Below are 15701 nucleotides of genomic sequence, written 5' to 3'. Positions count from 1 at the left end.
ATACAAGCTCAATAAAAAAGACGCAGTTGCGTCTTTTTTCGTTTTATATCGCTATTAAAAGTAGCTTTACTTACGGCGCCAGCCGCTCCATACATCATCTTCTTGGTTGGCTTTTTTCTTCTTTTTCTTACCTGTGCCTTCTGGCTTGGCCATTGGCTTATCGTTTTTAAGTGCTTGTGCTACATCGAGGTTTGCCTGATTTACAGCAAAACCTGCTACCTCTTCGCGCTCTAAGCGAAGTTTGTTTTTCTTTTCGATAATTCTAAAGTGATGAAAGTCTTCATAATCAATCAGTGATAGCGCTAAACCTACTTCACCGGCACGGCCGCTTCGGCCAATACGGTGCATGTAGTCAGCAGGGCTGCGCGGTAAGTTAAAGTTAATTACTACTGGTAGCTTTTCAATATCTAAACCACGAGCGGCAATGTCGGTGGCAATAAGCACTTCAATCTCACCCGCTTTAAATTTTTCAATTACGCGAGTACGCTCGCTTTGGCCTTTATCACCATGGAACACTTGCGCATTCACGCCACGCTTTTCAAGTTTGCCCGCTAAATGCTCACAGTCTTTTTTAGCGTTGACAAAAATCAGCGCTTGGCGCCATTTATGCTGCTTAATTAAATGCGCCAAAACCGTGGTTTTCTCGCCTTTATTAACCGTAAATACGCGCTGAACTAAAGTGCTTTCGTCTTTGCTTTGTACTTGTATTTCAACAGGGTTGGTTAACAGCTCTTGCGTTAATTGTGTGACTTGCTCTGGGAAAGTCGCTGAAAACAACATGGTTTGTTTTTTAGCAGGCATAAGCGCTAATAGCTCAGCAAGCTCTTCAGTAAAGCCAAGGCTTAACATGCGGTCAGCTTCATCAAGTACTAAGGTTGTTACTTTATCGAGCTTAATCGCATTGCTTGAGATTAAGTCGAGTAAACGCCCTGGCGTTGCAACAATGATATCAGCACCGCCGCGAAGTGCTTGCATCTGGGTATTAACCGACACACCACCAAATACCGCCACCGTTTTAATGGCGCCATTAAAATTAGCAGAATACGATTTAACACTATCGGCTACCTGCACTGCCAGCTCGCGAGTAGGTACCAAAATAAGCCCTGTTACAAAGTTGCCTTTGCTCGCTGCTTTTTTAGCACCTTGCGCTAAAAATAGCGTTTGTAGCATAGGCAAAGCAAAGGTTGCTGTTTTACCTGAGCCGGTATTTGCCCCCGCAATTAAGTCACTCCCCGCCAAGATACTTGGAATTGCTTTTGCCTGAATCGGCGTAGGTTGCGTGTATTCAAGGTCAGACAAACGAGCAATTAGCTCTGGAATAAGGCCAAGTTCGTTGAAATTACTAGGATTTGCGGCTGAGGTCATAAAAGGTGCGGGCTCATTGCTAAAAATAGCCTGTAATTTTAGCGTATTTAGCAGCTATTAAGTAGAGATTAGTGATTTAAATAATATTTAGCTACAGGTAATAAAAAGACGCTTGCGCGTCGTTTTTATTTAACAGTAACTAAAAACCCTATTTACGCTTATCTAGCTCTACCTGTAACCTAGCTTTTGTTTCTTTTAAGTAATTTAAATAAGGATATGAGTCATCTGCAATGGCTAATGCAGACTCCATCCGTTCAAGCGCTTGACGAATATCACCTTGCATTTCATAGCCATAAGATAGAGCAGAAAGCGCATCAACTGATTTGGGGTAGTTTTTTATATTGTACTTAAACACCTCTATAGCACGGTTAAACTGCTTGCTGTCCGTTAGGTTGTAACCAAGTAATCTAACAGCACGATCTGGTGGAGATACCTGTTCGCCCCATTGTTGAGATAAATTTTGGTAATAAGCATCAATAGAGGCAACATCGTCAGTTAAAGCACTTATGGGCATTTGTTTAGGTAAAAACAGGTTGTAATAGGCATTAAATGCCCCTGCAGCAGAAGTTAAACCATGCGAGATACTATCAAACGCATCACTAGAGAAGCGTAACCCTTGCACTTTATGCGATTGCAGTGATTGTTGTAATTCATCGTACCTTTCACGCATTATGCCGGCTTCTTCGCCGATATTAGTATAAACGTAGTTATTCAGGCCTTTCGTTTTAGCTATAAACGATTTTGTACTTTTTACCATTGCGCCATAGTTCCACCAAACCGCAGGGCTATAAGCAATATGCGCTTGAAATAGTTCTGGCTTTGCCTGCAACGCGTATAGCGCAAATACACCACCAGCTGAGGCGCCAGATATAACCTTATAGTCATGCGTGCGATAGTTTTTATTAACGAGAGGAATAAGCTCTTGTTCAAAGAACGCTAAAAATTTTGCTGCGCCGCCCCCTTCACCGACAGGACCTTGCGGCTCTTTATTCACTGTAGGATAAAAATCTCTAAGTCGATTAGTGTTTTCAATAGCGACAATAATAACCTCAGGCGCACGATTATCATTTTGTAAGCGCTCAATAACAGCACTAGCAAGCGGTATATTACCCGCGCCATCTAAGCGATATATGACAGGATATACCTTATTTGGCTCAGCTTGGTAGCTCTTTGGTAACTGTACAACAACAGTACGTTCTTCGTTTAAAACAGCCGATTTAATAGTGTGCATGAATTGAGAGTCATCAGCACTTTGCTGTTTAATGCCAGCTTGTGCAAAGACACTTTGTGAACTAAAAGCAAAAAAGCTAAAAAAACAAATAACGGTTAATAAACGCATGACTAATCCCTTAGAGAATAATAAGTTACTTAAGCTAACAGAGTTTCAGGCACAAAAAAAGCGCATTGAGCGCTTTTTTTAACATTAATCAAAACCTATAACCTGTTGATCTTACTCAACAGTAACCGATTTTGCTAGGTTACGTGGCTGGTCGACGTCAGTGCCTTTAATTACTGCTACGTAGTACGACAGCAACTGCAGAGGAATTGTATATACAACAGGGGCAATCACGTCATCTACATGGTTTACGTTGATTACACGCATTGTGTCGTCTGACTCAAAGTGTGAGTCTTTATCAGCGAATACATAGATGATGCCGCCGCGAGCACGTACTTCTTCTACGTTTGATTTAAGCTTTTCAAGCAATTCATTGTTTGGTGCTACAACAATAATTGGCATGTCGGCATCAATCAGTGCTAATGGGCCGTGTTTAAGCTCACCTGCTGCGTATGCTTCAGCGTGAATGTATGAAATCTCTTTAAGCTTAAGTGCGCCTTCCATCGCGATTGGGTATTGTGAGCCGCGACCTAAAAACAGTGAGTGGTGCTTATCAGCAAATTCTTCAGCAAGGTCTGCAATGCCATCAGCCAATAGTAGCGTTTCTTCTAATTTAGCTGGTAGCAGTTTAATAGCGTTAACAATCGCGCTTTGATCTAAGCCTTTCTCTTGCGCAATAGACGCAGTAAGCATTAACAAACCAACAAGCTGTGTAGTAAATGCTTTAGTAGAAGCAACACCAATTTCAGCGCCGGCTTTAGTCATAAAGGCAAGGTCGGATTCGCGTACAAGCGATGAGCCTGGTACGTTACAAATAGTCATTGACCCCATATAACCTTGCTCTTTAGCTAAACGCAGTGCAGCTAAAGTATCAGCCGTTTCGCCTGATTGTGAAATAGTTACTAGTAGGCTATTTTCGTGTACAAATGACTGACGGTAACGGAACTCAGAGGCAATTTCTACGTTACAACTAACACCAGCAAATTGCTCAAGCCAGTAACGAGCAACCATACCTGAGTGATATGACGTACCACAGGCAATAATTTGTACGTGTTTTACGTCTTTAAATATTTGCTGTGCGCTGTCGCCAAAGGCATCAATCGCTACGCGGTCGTCGTTTAAACGCCCTTCAAGGGTGTTACGTACTGCAAGTGGCTGCTCATAAATTTCTTTTAGCATGTAGTGACGATAATCACCTTTACCTGATGCATCTTGTGTAATGTTTGATTCAACAACTTCACGCTCAACCGCGTTGCCATCTGCATCAAAAATTTCTACTGTGTCGCGAGTAATACGCGCTACATCACCTTCTTCTAAGAAGATAAAGCTGCGAGTTACCGGTAATAATGCAAGTTGATCAGAAGCAATAAAGTTTTCACCAAGGCCTAAACCAATTACTAACGGGCTGCCTGAGCGCGCTACAATAATTTCGTTATCATTCGCTTTATCAAACACGACGGTACCAAATGCGCCTTCAAACTGTTTAACAGCTGCTTGAACTGACGCTAATAAAGTGGTGTGCTGCTGACGTAACTGATGAATTAAATGCACCATAACTTCGGTGTCGGTGTCTGATAAAAACTCGTAACCGTCGCCTTTAAGTGCTGCACGCAAACTTGCGTGGTTTTCAATGATTCCGTTATGTACAAGCGCTAATTGATTGCTTGAAACATGTGGGTGAGCATTGGCTTCAGTTACACCACCATGAGTCGCCCAACGAGTGTGTGCAATACCTGTGTGTCCACTAACACCAGCTTGTTCAAGTGCTGACTCTAAGTTTACAACCTTACCAACTGCTTTCACTGTATTAAGTGTATTGCCTTCAAGTAAAGCAACACCTGCTGAGTCATAACCACGGTACTCAAGGCGCTTAAGCCCTTCAACTAAGATTTTATTTACTGGACGTTCTGCAACAGCCCCAACGATTCCACACATAGTGTCTCCATTAACTTTTTAATTCTAGCAACTCACGGTGTAGTTACTATTGTATAATCTCTGCGCAAATTAGTTTTACACCACACGCCTCTATGGCTGCACGTTTATCACTTGCTAAGCCACTGTCGGTTATTAATGTGGTTACTGTTTGCCACGGTAATTCTAAATTAGGTATTTTTCGGCCAATCTTATCTGATTCAACCATAACGATTACTTCGCGCGCCGCTTTAGCCATCACTTGGCTTAATCCAACAAGTTCATTAAACGTGGTTGTTCCACGCGCTACATCAATGCCATCGGCACCTATAAATAGCTGATCAAAATCATATGAGCATAGAACATTTTCAGCTACTTGCCCTTGAAACGATTCAGAATGCGGATCCCACGTACCGCCGGTCATCAAAAGGGTTGGTTCGTTTTCAAGTGAGAGTAAACGACTCGCCACTTTAATCGCATTAGTCATTACAACTAATCCGCGTTTATTTGCAAGTTCTGGGATCATGGCGGCCGTAGTACGCCCGCTATCAATAATAATGCGGTTATGATCTTTTATAAGCGTCGCTGCAGCTTTTGCTATTGCGACTTTGCGCTTAGAATCAATCTCATCGCTAACAATCTCTTTAGGCAGAGCAATAGCACCGCCGTAACGGCGCAGCAATAAGCCACTTTTTTCAAGCGCGGTTAAGTCTTTTCGAATAGTTACTTCTGATGTTTGAAACTGTTCAGCTAAACTATCTACGGCTACCTCACCTAATTCATTAACTTGAGTAAGGATCAAATGGCGGCGTTGCTGGGTGTTTCGTTTGGTCATAAGTGGTTACAATTAAGTTTCGTTTCGAAATTTAGTGAATTTTAAACGAAACATAATAAATGGCAAGTGAATGCGTAAAAAAAGCACAGTTTTATTCAAATTATCATCATGCTTAAAGTAGGTTAAGCTAGACACCATTATTTAAGTTAAACAAAATTGATATGCAGTCATTTAATAGTATTAGTAAAGAGAATCTAGCGCAGCGTAAAGCTGTGCACGAAATTTGCCGCTTATTTAATAAAAGCCCCAGTAAAGGTAATTTAAAGCGAATAAAAGAATTATGCTCACACTGTGGTGATGGAGTAATTATTGAGGCGGGCTTTCATTGTGACTATGGCTCGCAAATGCATATAGGTGATCGGACTTTTATAAACATTAACTGCACTGTGTTGGATGCGCCAATAAATGAAGGAGCTATAAGCATTGGCTGCGATTGTTTAATCGGTCCGAACGTTCAACTATTGGCCGTATCTCATGCGGTTAACCCCACAGAGCGACTCAATAAAGAAAACTTTGCAGCACCGATTACTATTGGTAATAACGTGTGGATTGGCGCGGGAGTTATTATATTAGCTGGTGTTACAATTGGTGATAACGCTGTTGTGGGCGCTGGGTCGGTAGTAACCAAAGACGTGGCTGCGAACACTGCTGTTGCCGGTAACCCTGCTGTAAGAATTAAAGATATTTGAAAAAGGTCTATCGGTATTCTGATAGACCTTTAGTAGGGTTCTTTACTCGTTATTACTCATATCTTAATGTTAACGATGGCCGTGTACTGGCGGCTTTAAAGGCGATGCTGGCAACCGTCAGCCAAGTGATCGCAGTAACACTCAAAGCGGCAACCAGATAAACCCACAGCGCTTGATCAACACGCTCATTAAAGTTTGCGAGCCAATCACCCACCAGCCAATAAGTTAGCGGGTATGCTATGGCTACACTTCCTAGCACTAAAATTAAAAACTCTTTTGCCAGTAGATTCATTATGCTTATGCGTGACGCACCCAGTACTTTGCGTACAGCGACTTCTTTTTGGCGACGAATCGTGGCAAATGAAGCTAAACCAAAAGTACCTAAGCAAGTTAAGAACACTGCAAGGCCAGTAAATATAAGTACGACAAGAGAAACACGCTCATCACCTTTTAATACCGCTTTATAGTTTTCAGCTAGCAGGTTTATTTTTGGCTCATAAATATTAGACACTTCAGCTAAAGCTGTGATCACTGCCTGTTTTATAGCAGGGAGGTTTTGTACGTTCACGGTTAAAATCACTTCAGATACTGGTGTTAAATAGTTATAACCACATAAAAACATAATGTTAGAATTCGCATCTTGTGCATTACCAACCTTTACATCTTTTACAACACCAACAACTTGCATATCCACATTACGCCCTGTGTCTTTAATTTTTTGTCCAACAATATCAGCCACATTGCTATAACCAGCCTGCTTGGCAACGGTTTCTGTAATAATTGTACCTACTGTTGTAACCCCGTTTGCTCGCGTCGCCCAGTCTGAGGAAAACTCACGACTAAAGTCTCTGCCAGCAATGAGCGTAAGGCCTAGCCCTTTTACGACATCAAAACCAGAACCTATCACAGGGGTTATTCCACCTGAAAATTCACCATTGGGCCAAGTAGGCTGTAATGTATTATTAATTGAAACGGTTAAACGAGTATCAATAATCGTTGCTTGCTCTACACCATCTATAGCCGTCAAGCGATTAATTAGTGCGCTAGGCTGCTGCGTAAATACCGATTGCACCGGCAACTCTGAAACCACTAAGCGTTGCTGTGTTTGATAGCCTAAAGGAAGGCTTTGTAAATGAGATAATTGTTTTAACAACGTAACCGATGCAATGATCAAACCGATTGCTAATGAAGCTTGCAAGGTCAATAAACATTTACGTACCCAAATGGCCGTATTACCGCGTTGTAAATCGCCACTTAACACTCGTTTTGCGCTAAATGATGAGATAAACAATGCCGGATACAAACCTGCAAGTATGCCTACAGCAATAACCACAGCCATAATGCCCAAACCAAAGGCTGAAAAATAACTCACTATCAGTTCACGATCGACCAGCCGGTTAAAGCTTGGCAATAACAGTTCCACTAACACACAAGCAATAATCATCGACAATAGAGCAACCAAAGTAGATTCAGCTAAAAACTGTGTTACTAACTGCAGCTTACTTGCACCAAGTGCCTTGCGCACACCCACTTCTTTAGCGCGCTTTGCAGACTGTGCCACAGTCATATTGATAAAGTTAAAGCCAGCAATCAAAATAAGTAACACGCTCAACCCTGCACAAATCATCACAACTTGCTTTGCGCCGCCTGCTTTCATTTCAAATGGCGATTTTGCTGTTAAATGTAAGTCTAGTAATGGGTGTAACTCAATGGCAACTTGACCCGCCATTTGCCCATTGAAGTACTGTTTAGACAGTGTATCAGCGAGTGCTTTTGGATCTGCTTGCGGCGCCAAGCGCATATAAACATAGCTACTATTAATCATCAGGTTATTTGGATCATGTTTTACATAAACGAGGTTTTTAAATGCAAAGTGAGTATTGCTTGGTAAATCTGCAAACACCGCCCGTACAGTATATTGCCCTTGTTCGTGCTGTAACGTGTTACCAATAACATTTATTGTACCGAAAATACGCAGTGCTTCAGATTCACTTAGAGCCAAGCTCTCAGGTGTACTCATTGCATTTTTTAAATCACCAGCCAATGTGTTTATATTGATAAAGTTCTCAATATTTGGCGTTGCCCCATACAAGTCATTAAGTTTAAAACCCTGATCCAGGTACTGCACGTCAACCATAGCTTCTCGAGTCAGCGATACCATCGTCAAACCAAACACTTCTTCTACTTGGCTATATTCAGTGGCTTTTGCCGCTTGAGAATAATTAAAAATAGGAATGACTGATAAGCCCAACTTTGAGAAATCTTGGCCTACACGGTAAACACGTTCAGCGTGAGGCTGCTGACTATCGTACGATAGCTCGTTTTGTGCAAATAGTGCCACTAAAATAGCCGCAGCTAAGCCAATACTTAACCCTAAAAGGTTTAGGATAAAATGCTGTTTTTGTTGCTTGAATGCCCGTAAGGCTGTTACTAAATAATTAATAAACATATTAAGCAACCTCAACAACGGCTTGCTGCGCAATATTTGCTTTATCAAGCATCACTTGGCCATCCAATAGGCGCACTAAGCGATCAGCATAGGCACCCTCTTTTTCTGAGTGAGTCACCATGATCACCGTTGTGCCTTCACGGTTTAATTCGCGTAGCATCGCCATTACTTCGTCACCATTTTTTGAGTCGAGGTTACCGGTTGGCTCATCGGCTAAAATTAGTTTGGGATTAATCACTAATGCACGCGCAACGGCTACCCGCTGCTGCTGACCACCCGATAGTTGCTGTGGTAAATGCTCGCCGCGGTGATCAATACCCACGCGCTTTAAAATGGTTTCTACGCGTTGCTTACGCTCACTTTTTGATATTTTTTGATACTGCAATGGCAACTCTACGTTTTCATAAACTGTTAGCTCATCAATCAGGTTAAAGCTTTGAAATACAAAGCCAATTGATTCTTTACGTAGCTCTGCTAGTTGCTTTTCGCTATAGCCTGCAATATCAGTTCCCGCAAAATCAAAGTTGCCTGAGGTCGGTGAATCAAGCATACCCAAAATAGAAAGCAGCGTTGACTTACCACAGCCAGATGGCCCCATTATCGCTAAAAAATCGCCTTCGTTTACAGTTAAGTTGATATTGCTTAGCGCTGTAGTTTCAACATCTTGAGTACGAAATACGCGGCTTAAATTAGTTAGTTTGATCATTGTTATTATCCTTAAAATTGTAATTGCTGTGCTTTGTCAAAGTTGCTGTAGCTTGAGGTAATCACTTGATCCCCAGCATTGAGCCCTTCAAGCACTTCAAAATAGTGTTGATTCTTTTTTCCTAGGCGGATATCACGGCGCACTGCTTTATCACCGCCCTGCTCGATTACATAAACCCAGTTACCGCCCGAGTTAGTAAAAAAAGCCCCGCGTTTAAGTAGTAAGGCATTGTTATTGTCATCCCCTAGCATTAACTCAATATCAATGCTTTGGCCGCGCTTAATGCTTTTAGTGTTACTGGGTAAGTCCACTTCTACTTGAAATTGTGACTGCTGTACGCGGCTATCAATTTTGCTCACTTTTGCATTCACCGTGCCGCTTTCAAGCTCAATCATTACCGCCATGTCACGCTGCACTTGGTTTAAATAAAATTCATCCATGCGCACCACTAATTTATATTCATTAGGAATATCTATTTGGCCTAACCGCGCACCACTGTTTTTAGATTCGCCAATTTCCACATCAAGTTCGCTTAAATAACCCGATACCGGTGCTTTGATTAATAAGTTGTCGAGATTTCGACGCGCAAATTGCAGATTTTTTTCGAGCATTTTAGCGCTGTCTGACAACTGCGCCACTTGCACCTCACGGATTGAATTTTCTTGCTGTTGGCGCTCAAGGGTGAGCTCTTTACGGGCTTGGTAATAATTTAAATCTTCTTCAAGCTCAGCTAGTTGGTCTTGCGCCAATACGCCACTTTTAACCAAAGGTTTAGTTTGTTTTAATCTACGTGTTAAATGGGTAATTTTTAATTCGATTTCTAATAAGTCACGGCGTAAGTTTAACCGGCTGGTTTCCATGGTCATTTGCGTATTACGTAAAAAGTTAAGCTGCTCGGTAACTTGTGCTTCACGGCTCATTACATCAAGTTGTAAGTTAGTGTTGCTTAAGCGCACGAGCGGTTGGCCTTTCTCAACATATTCACCTTGCTCGACTAATCGCTCTTCCACTTGACCACCAGCAATGGTATCGAGATAAATACTGGTTTTTGGCACAACTTGACCGCGTAAGCTTAAGGCATCTTTAAAGGCACCTTGTTTAACCGTGCTAACCGTTAAGCCACTACGCTCGATATTTTGGCTACGGCCCGTATCACTGCTTTGCGTATAACCATATGCAGCCGCAGCAACACCTAAAGTAAGAGCTGCAAAAGTAAATTTTTTAAAATACTTTTGCGTAAATGAGCGTTCTATTTTTTTGTCCATGTCGACTACCTTGATACAGGTTTAATTTAACTAATTACTTATTGTTATTACAAAGCGTGTGCCAATTTTAATTAACCAATAAAATCAACGACTTAATTGCAAATTAAGTTTTTAAACTAATTATAGTGTCCGTTTATAGAACACTTTATTATCTTATGAACGTCCATTTATGGACACTGTCCCCTTTTTGTTTTAGGCTAAATAAAACTCTATAAGAATAAAAAACATGAAACACACAGGCTCTCTTCTAATTGTTGATGACAACCCAGACATTCTCATTGCAGCACGTTTATTACTAAAACAGCATTATCAAAGTGTTAAAGCCACAGACAATCCATTTGACATTGCAGGCATCATTAACGAGCAACGCAAGCTCGAGCAGCCCGTTGACGTAATACTGCTTGATATGAACTTTACCCAAGACTCAATCAGTGGCAAAGAAGGCTTTTATTGGCTTAAAAAAATTATCGAACAAGACGCTAATATCGTTGTTTTATTAATGACCGCTTACGGCGATATTCAATTAGCCGTAGATGCAATTAAAGCGGGGGCCTCTGATTTTATTGCCAAGCCTTGGCAAAACGAGCAATTACTTGGCGCAGTCGCCGCTGCATTTTCACACGCAAAAGACAAACAGCAAGTGGGCAAATTAACGCGGCAAAAACAAGGGTTAAACCAAGCCTTAAACACGCCTAACTTTGAGTTTTTAGGTCAAAGCAATGCGATGCAACAGGTGTTTAGCACCATAGAAAAAGCAGCTCAAACTGATGCCAACATATTAATAACCGGTGAAAGTGGCACAGGGAAGGAGTTGACCGCAAACGCCATTCATCAAGCAAGTATGCGCCATAATCAAACATTTATGAGTTTAGACATGGGAGCGGTGGCGCAGAATTTATTTGAAAGCGAACTTTTCGGCCACAAAAAAGGCGCGTTTACTGATGCTAAAGCCGATCGCATTGGTAAATTTGAGCTTGCCCACGGTGGCAGTTTATTTTTAGATGAACTGGGTAATTTACCCTTAGAGCATCAAGCCAAATTACTGGCTGCACTGCAAAATAGACAAATAACGCCCGTTGGCAGCAGTAAAGCCGTTGATATAGATATTCGCCTTATTTGCGCCACTAACGACAACCTTGATCAAGCCGTCGCAGAGGGGCGTTTTCGTCAAGATTTATTGTATCGGATAAACACCGTTGAAATTCGCCTTCCGGCATTACGGGAGCGCAGCGATGACATTCCATTATTAGCTAATTACTACCTAAAACACTTTGCGCAAAAATATAAACGCAGCTTAACCATAAGCGATGATGATATGAGTGCGCTTTGCCAATACGCATGGCCAGGTAATGTGCGAGAGCTTGCCCACGCAATAGAGCGTGCGGTTATATTAACTGAAGGGGATAAACTCGATATAAGCTCAGTGGTTGGTAATTCAGCATCAGTTAGTACTGACGAGAATACCCAAAACGCGGAGGTTTTAAACAATGTAGCGCAGTACGACACTTTTGATTTAGACATACTTGAACAACGCACAGTTCGCGCAGCACTTAAGCACCATCAAGGTAATGTTAGCCATGCAGCCAAAGCACTGGGTTTAACTCGCGGTGCCATGTACCGCCGCCTTGAAAAGTACGGGCTATAATTATGCGGGCTAATTTATTGCTTTCGTTTAGTATCACCACACTTATAAGTGTAAGTGCGTTGCTTAGTTATGTATTACAAACGCATGGTTTTTCAGCGACGACATTGTTAATAATGCTAGTCGCAGCGTCATTAATAGCGCATATTTTTACGCTGTTTAAGCGCCAACAAAAACAAGCTGAAATGGTGATCCGAGCCTTAGCCAATGGCGACAGCACCTTGGGGCTTGGTCAACAACATCCAATGCTTAAGCAATTTGAACAAGTAAAAACGCAAATGCAAACGGCACGTTTTAATGCCGAGCAACAAGCACAGTTTCTACAAGCTTTGCTCATCCATGTTGATTTAGCTGTTATGGTATGTGATGACAACGGCGAGGTGATCGAATCAAATCCGGCTGTTAGTAAATTGCTGGGGAAGAGTTTTCGACATTTACATGAGTTAGGGGCTGTAGGTGAGTTAATTTTAAACGCCGAACACAATATCCGCAGCACCACCTACTGGCAAAATGGCGAGCAGCACGACACTCTCTCAATTCAACTTAGTATCGCCGAAATTCAAGGTAAAGTTCGTCGTGTAGTGAGCCTACAATCAATTCACGACCAGTTACAACTTAAAGAACAACAAGCGTATAAACGCTTAACTAAAGTGCTCACTCACGAAATTGCTAACTCTATTACGCCACTTTCATCGCTAGCTGATACTTGTAGCAATTTACTGCCACAAGAGCTATGTTTTGATGAGCTTGAAGATAAACAAGACTTACAACTTGCGCTAAACACGTTAGCATCAAGAACCGCTCATTTAGGGGATTTTATTGCTCGTTTTCGCCAAGTTAGCAGCTTACCTAAACCCAACTTAACACCGGCAAATTTAGCCGATATGCTAACGCATATTGTCGCTTTACATCAACAACAAGCCCGTGAACTGCAAATAGATATGGAGCTTACAATTCAAAGCCAGCAATTAGTGATGCTTGATAGCAGTCAAATAGAGCAAGTATTAGTAAACTTAATAAAAAATGCACTTGAAGTACTAAAGAGTAACCAAAAGTACAGTACTGAGAATGCCACTCAAGCAAGGGTCGAAATCAGCTTGGCGCAAAACGCTAGCCAACAACTTTATATAGAAATCAACGACAACGGCCCAGGTATCAGTGAGCATGTGATAGATATGATCTTCGTGCCATTTTTTACCACCAAGCAACAAGGCTCCGGCATTGGCCTTAGCCTCTCTCGGCAAATAATGCTCAACCACGGTGGTGATTTAATTTATGTACCAAAACCACAAGGCGCCTGTTTTAGGTGTGTGTTTGGTTAATTCATTTGACGGTCATTTTTAGCTCACCCTATGTTAAGCTAAACAGCTTTAGGTTAGCCACATTTATATTTTCGGAGTAGTTTAGTACGTGTTCTCAAATCGATTTATCCGCATTTTGCCATTAGTGTTTATTTTATCCGGCTGTGAAACCACAACCGATACACCAACATCCCCCCCTGAAATTAAGGCTAACCCCAAAACAATTGTTAGTGAACAGCACGAAGATGTTGCACAAATAGCTCCACTCACCACAAAAGAACCTGATGATGTATGGCAACGTATTAGGGCGCAGCTGTCATTTGCTGATTCCAGCCACCCGGCGGTGCAAAAACGCATTGCATGGTATTTAACTCATCCAAATTATATGGATGAAATTAGCCGCCGTGCTGAGCCTTACCTTTACTATATTGTAAACGAAGTCGAAAAACGCGGGTTACCCATTGAGTTGGCATTAATGCCGTTGATTGAAAGTGACTTTGATGCCAGTGCGTACTCACATAAACATGCCTCTGGGTTGTGGCAACTAACGCCTGCTATTGCTAAATATTTTAAAGTGCAAATATCACCTTGGTATGACGGGCGTCAAGACGTAGTAGACAGTACCCGAGCTGCGCTGGATTTTATGGAGTATTTACACAAGTGCTTTGATGGCAATTGGTATCATGCAATTGCGGCTTATAACGTAGGTGAAGGCCGTGTACAACGAGCCATCAGAAATAATAAAAAGCAGGGTAAGCCCACTGATTTTTTTAATTTAAAACTGCCTAAACAAACCAGTCAGTACGTGCCAAAATTACTAGCTGCGGCACAATTATTAAAAAGCAAAAAAATGGCCTTTCCTGCAATTTCAAACAGCCCAACAATTGCAGTATTGCCTATTGATGGCGCTGTCATTTTAGATAACCAAAAGCAATGGCAGCAACTTGAATCTTTAAACCATGGTGTGATCCGCTTTCCTGCCATTATTGATGCACCCCACATTGTTGTTCCAGTTGCTGAACAAACACAATTTATAAACATGCTCGCTAATCTTGATTCCAATGATTATAGTCAGTGGCAACACTACACAGTAAAACGTGGCGATAGCTTAAGTGTTATAGCGAAACGCTACAAAGTGGGTATTAGCCAACTCAAAGCGTTTAACGATCTAAAAAGTAACACCATTAGAATTGGCCAAAAGCTTGTGCTCCCTCAATTAGCCGATACCCAAATTGAACATCAGGTTAAATCAGGCGAAAGTTTATGGAAAATCGCTAAGTATTACAAAGTAAGTATTAATAAACTCAAACAATGGAATAACCTTTCGAGCGACCACTTAAAAATAGGTAAAAAACTTACTGTATTCTTGTCTAATAGCTAACTACCTCGCTGATTATTAAATATATGGACTGATGACTTTATCAGCCCATATACCCTTCAAAAGACCTAAATTTAGATTCGAGCTTGCACATATTTGCCGTCGGCGCGTTCCTTCGTAGTGACCACGCAGTAGAATATCGTAGTGCCTACAGCGCTAGAGAGCCACATAGCAAGGTACATTTATGTTTTTAATGGGATGCGTTGGCTCTGAGGTTAACGTTGCGTTATTTTGCCCGCGGGGTTCTAGATACTCAACCCACGCTACGGTTGCCTGGTTAACGCTGTGCAGCTGATAGCTGACGGCTGATACTTTCACTTTCCTGCAGACGTAAAAAAGCCCGACTCTTTCGAATCGGGCTTTCTTGTATTTGGAGTCGGTGCGCTACGCAGTAGAATGTCCTACTTTCACATAACAAATGCAACACTATCATTGGTCGGGGCTCGCCTTCGAGCTGTTTCGTTTCACTACTGAGTTCGGCATAGGGTCTTGGCTATTTTTATTAAATCCCAAACAGCAAAAAACCCGCTACATTGCTGTAACGGGTTTCTCTTATTTGGAGCCTGGTAATGTCCTACTTTCACATAACAAATGCTACACTATCATCGGCGCTGTTTCGTTTCACTACTGAGTTCGGCATGGGGTCAGGTGGGTCCAAAACGCTATTGTCACCAAGCAAATTTGGTGTCAGTCCGTATCACTACGCACTAACTAAAATTTGGAATTTCTGATAATAAAGTCTTCAGTATCTACTTTAGTCTATTAACTTCTTCGCTTGTTTCACTATCACATAAAACGCGTTTGGCGTTGTATGGTTAAGCCTC

General features: G+C 41.7%; 11 protein-coding genes and 1 rRNA gene. 4 read left to right on the top strand and 8 right to left on the bottom strand.

Going from position 1 to position 15701, the window contains the following annotated elements:
• Nucleotides 1-66: 66 nt before the first annotated feature.
• The 4 genes from QL989_RS00060 to QL989_RS00045 form a co-directional block, all read right to left on the bottom strand.
• Entirely contained in the window at nucleotides 67-1365 is a 1299-nt protein-coding gene (locus QL989_RS00060) for a DEAD/DEAH box helicase (RefSeq protein ID WP_290167243.1), read from the bottom strand.
• Between the two features lie 148 nt (nucleotides 1366-1513).
• Nucleotides 1514-2704, bottom strand: coding sequence for an alpha/beta hydrolase-fold protein (locus QL989_RS00055; protein ID WP_290167241.1), 1191 nt, complete (start codon nucleotides 2702-2704; stop codon nucleotides 1514-1516).
• A gap of 111 nt (nucleotides 2705-2815) precedes the next feature.
• Nucleotides 2816-4636 carry a glutamine--fructose-6-phosphate transaminase (isomerizing) gene (glmS, locus tag QL989_RS00050; protein ID WP_008466748.1) on the bottom strand — a complete coding sequence of 607 codons (1821 nt, stop codon included), beginning with the start codon at nucleotides 4634-4636 and terminating at the stop codon, nucleotides 2816-2818.
• 46 nt (nucleotides 4637-4682) lie between these two features.
• Entirely contained in the window at nucleotides 4683-5447 is a 765-nt protein-coding gene (locus QL989_RS00045) for a DeoR family transcriptional regulator (RefSeq protein WP_290167238.1), read from the bottom strand.
• A 161-nt stretch (nucleotides 5448-5608) separates the two neighbouring features.
• Between QL989_RS00045 and QL989_RS00040 the strand changes: the two genes are divergently transcribed.
• On the top strand, nucleotides 5609-6136 hold the full coding sequence (locus tag QL989_RS00040; protein WP_290167236.1) for a sugar O-acetyltransferase: 528 nt from the start codon (nucleotides 5609-5611) through the stop codon (nucleotides 6134-6136).
• Between the two features lie 52 nt (nucleotides 6137-6188).
• Here QL989_RS00040 and QL989_RS00035 read toward each other — a convergent pair whose 3' ends face one another.
• Genes QL989_RS00035 through QL989_RS00025 form a run of 3 tightly spaced genes read right to left on the bottom strand, consistent with a single transcriptional unit; the run spans nucleotide 6189 to nucleotide 10556 of the window.
• Nucleotides 6189-8585: an ABC transporter permease gene (locus QL989_RS00035; RefSeq protein WP_290167234.1), complete on the bottom strand. Its 2397-nt coding sequence runs from the start codon at nucleotides 8583-8585 to the stop codon at nucleotides 6189-6191.
• 1 nt (nucleotide 8586) lies between these two features.
• Nucleotides 8587-9291, bottom strand: a complete 705-nt coding sequence (locus tag QL989_RS00030; protein ID WP_054454271.1) for an ABC transporter ATP-binding protein — start codon at nucleotides 9289-9291, stop codon at nucleotides 8587-8589.
• A gap of 11 nt (nucleotides 9292-9302) precedes the next feature.
• Nucleotides 9303-10556, bottom strand: coding sequence for an efflux RND transporter periplasmic adaptor subunit (locus QL989_RS00025; protein WP_290167230.1), 1254 nt, complete (start codon nucleotides 10554-10556; stop codon nucleotides 9303-9305).
• Nucleotides 10557-10782: 226 nt separating this feature from the next.
• On the opposite strand from QL989_RS00025, the gene QL989_RS00020 reads away from it, so the two are divergent.
• The 3 genes from QL989_RS00020 (at nucleotide 10783) to QL989_RS00010 (ending at nucleotide 14880) form a co-directional block, all read left to right on the top strand.
• Nucleotides 10783-12201 carry a sigma-54 dependent transcriptional regulator gene (locus QL989_RS00020; protein ID WP_290167229.1) on the top strand — a complete coding sequence of 473 codons (1419 nt, stop codon included), beginning with the start codon at nucleotides 10783-10785 and terminating at the stop codon, nucleotides 12199-12201.
• 2 nt (nucleotides 12202-12203) lie between these two features.
• Complete coding sequence (locus QL989_RS00015) at nucleotides 12204-13520, top strand: ATP-binding protein (RefSeq protein ID WP_290167228.1); 1317 nt, start codon at nucleotides 12204-12206, stop codon at nucleotides 13518-13520.
• Nucleotides 13521-13608: 88 nt separating this feature from the next.
• Entirely contained in the window at nucleotides 13609-14880 is a 1272-nt protein-coding gene (locus tag QL989_RS00010) for a LysM peptidoglycan-binding domain-containing protein (RefSeq protein WP_290167226.1), read from the top strand.
• Nucleotides 14881-15438: 558 nt separating this feature from the next.
• On the opposite strand, the gene rrf is transcribed toward QL989_RS00010, so the two are convergent.
• A 5S ribosomal RNA gene (gene rrf / locus QL989_RS00005) occupies nucleotides 15439-15553 on the bottom strand.
• Between the last annotated feature and the right edge of the window lie 148 nt (nucleotides 15554-15701).

This window comes from Pseudoalteromonas sp. APC 3224 (assembly GCF_030407535.1).
Taxonomy (GTDB): domain Bacteria; phylum Pseudomonadota; class Gammaproteobacteria; order Enterobacterales; family Alteromonadaceae; genus Pseudoalteromonas.
This window is presented reverse-complemented; position numbering and strand designations above follow the sequence as displayed.

Excerpts from the sequence above, each read along its gene's own strand:
- QL989_RS00060 (WP_290167243.1), bottom strand. The coding sequence starts at position 1,365 with ATGACCTCAGCCGCAAATCCTAGTAATTTCAACGAACTTGGCCTTATT.
- QL989_RS00055 (WP_290167241.1), bottom strand. The coding sequence starts at position 2,704 with ATGCGTTTATTAACCGTTATTTGTTTTTTTAGCTTTTTTGCTTTTAGT.
- glmS (WP_008466748.1), bottom strand. The coding sequence starts at position 4,636 with ATGTGTGGAATCGTTGGGGCTGTTGCAGAACGTCCAGTAAATAAAATC.
- QL989_RS00045 (WP_290167238.1), bottom strand. The coding sequence starts at position 5,447 with ATGACCAAACGAAACACCCAGCAACGCCGCCATTTGATCCTTACTCAA.
- QL989_RS00040 (WP_290167236.1), top strand. The coding sequence starts at position 5,609 with ATGCAGTCATTTAATAGTATTAGTAAAGAGAATCTAGCGCAGCGTAAA.
- QL989_RS00035 (WP_290167234.1), bottom strand. The coding sequence starts at position 8,585 with ATGTTTATTAATTATTTAGTAACAGCCTTACGGGCATTCAAGCAACAA.
- QL989_RS00030 (WP_054454271.1), bottom strand. The coding sequence starts at position 9,291 with ATGATCAAACTAACTAATTTAAGCCGCGTATTTCGTACTCAAGATGTT.
- QL989_RS00025 (WP_290167230.1), bottom strand. The coding sequence starts at position 10,556 with ATGGACAAAAAAATAGAACGCTCATTTACGCAAAAGTATTTTAAAAAA.
- QL989_RS00020 (WP_290167229.1), top strand. The coding sequence starts at position 10,783 with ATGAAACACACAGGCTCTCTTCTAATTGTTGATGACAACCCAGACATT.
- QL989_RS00015 (WP_290167228.1), top strand. The coding sequence starts at position 12,204 with ATGCGGGCTAATTTATTGCTTTCGTTTAGTATCACCACACTTATAAGT.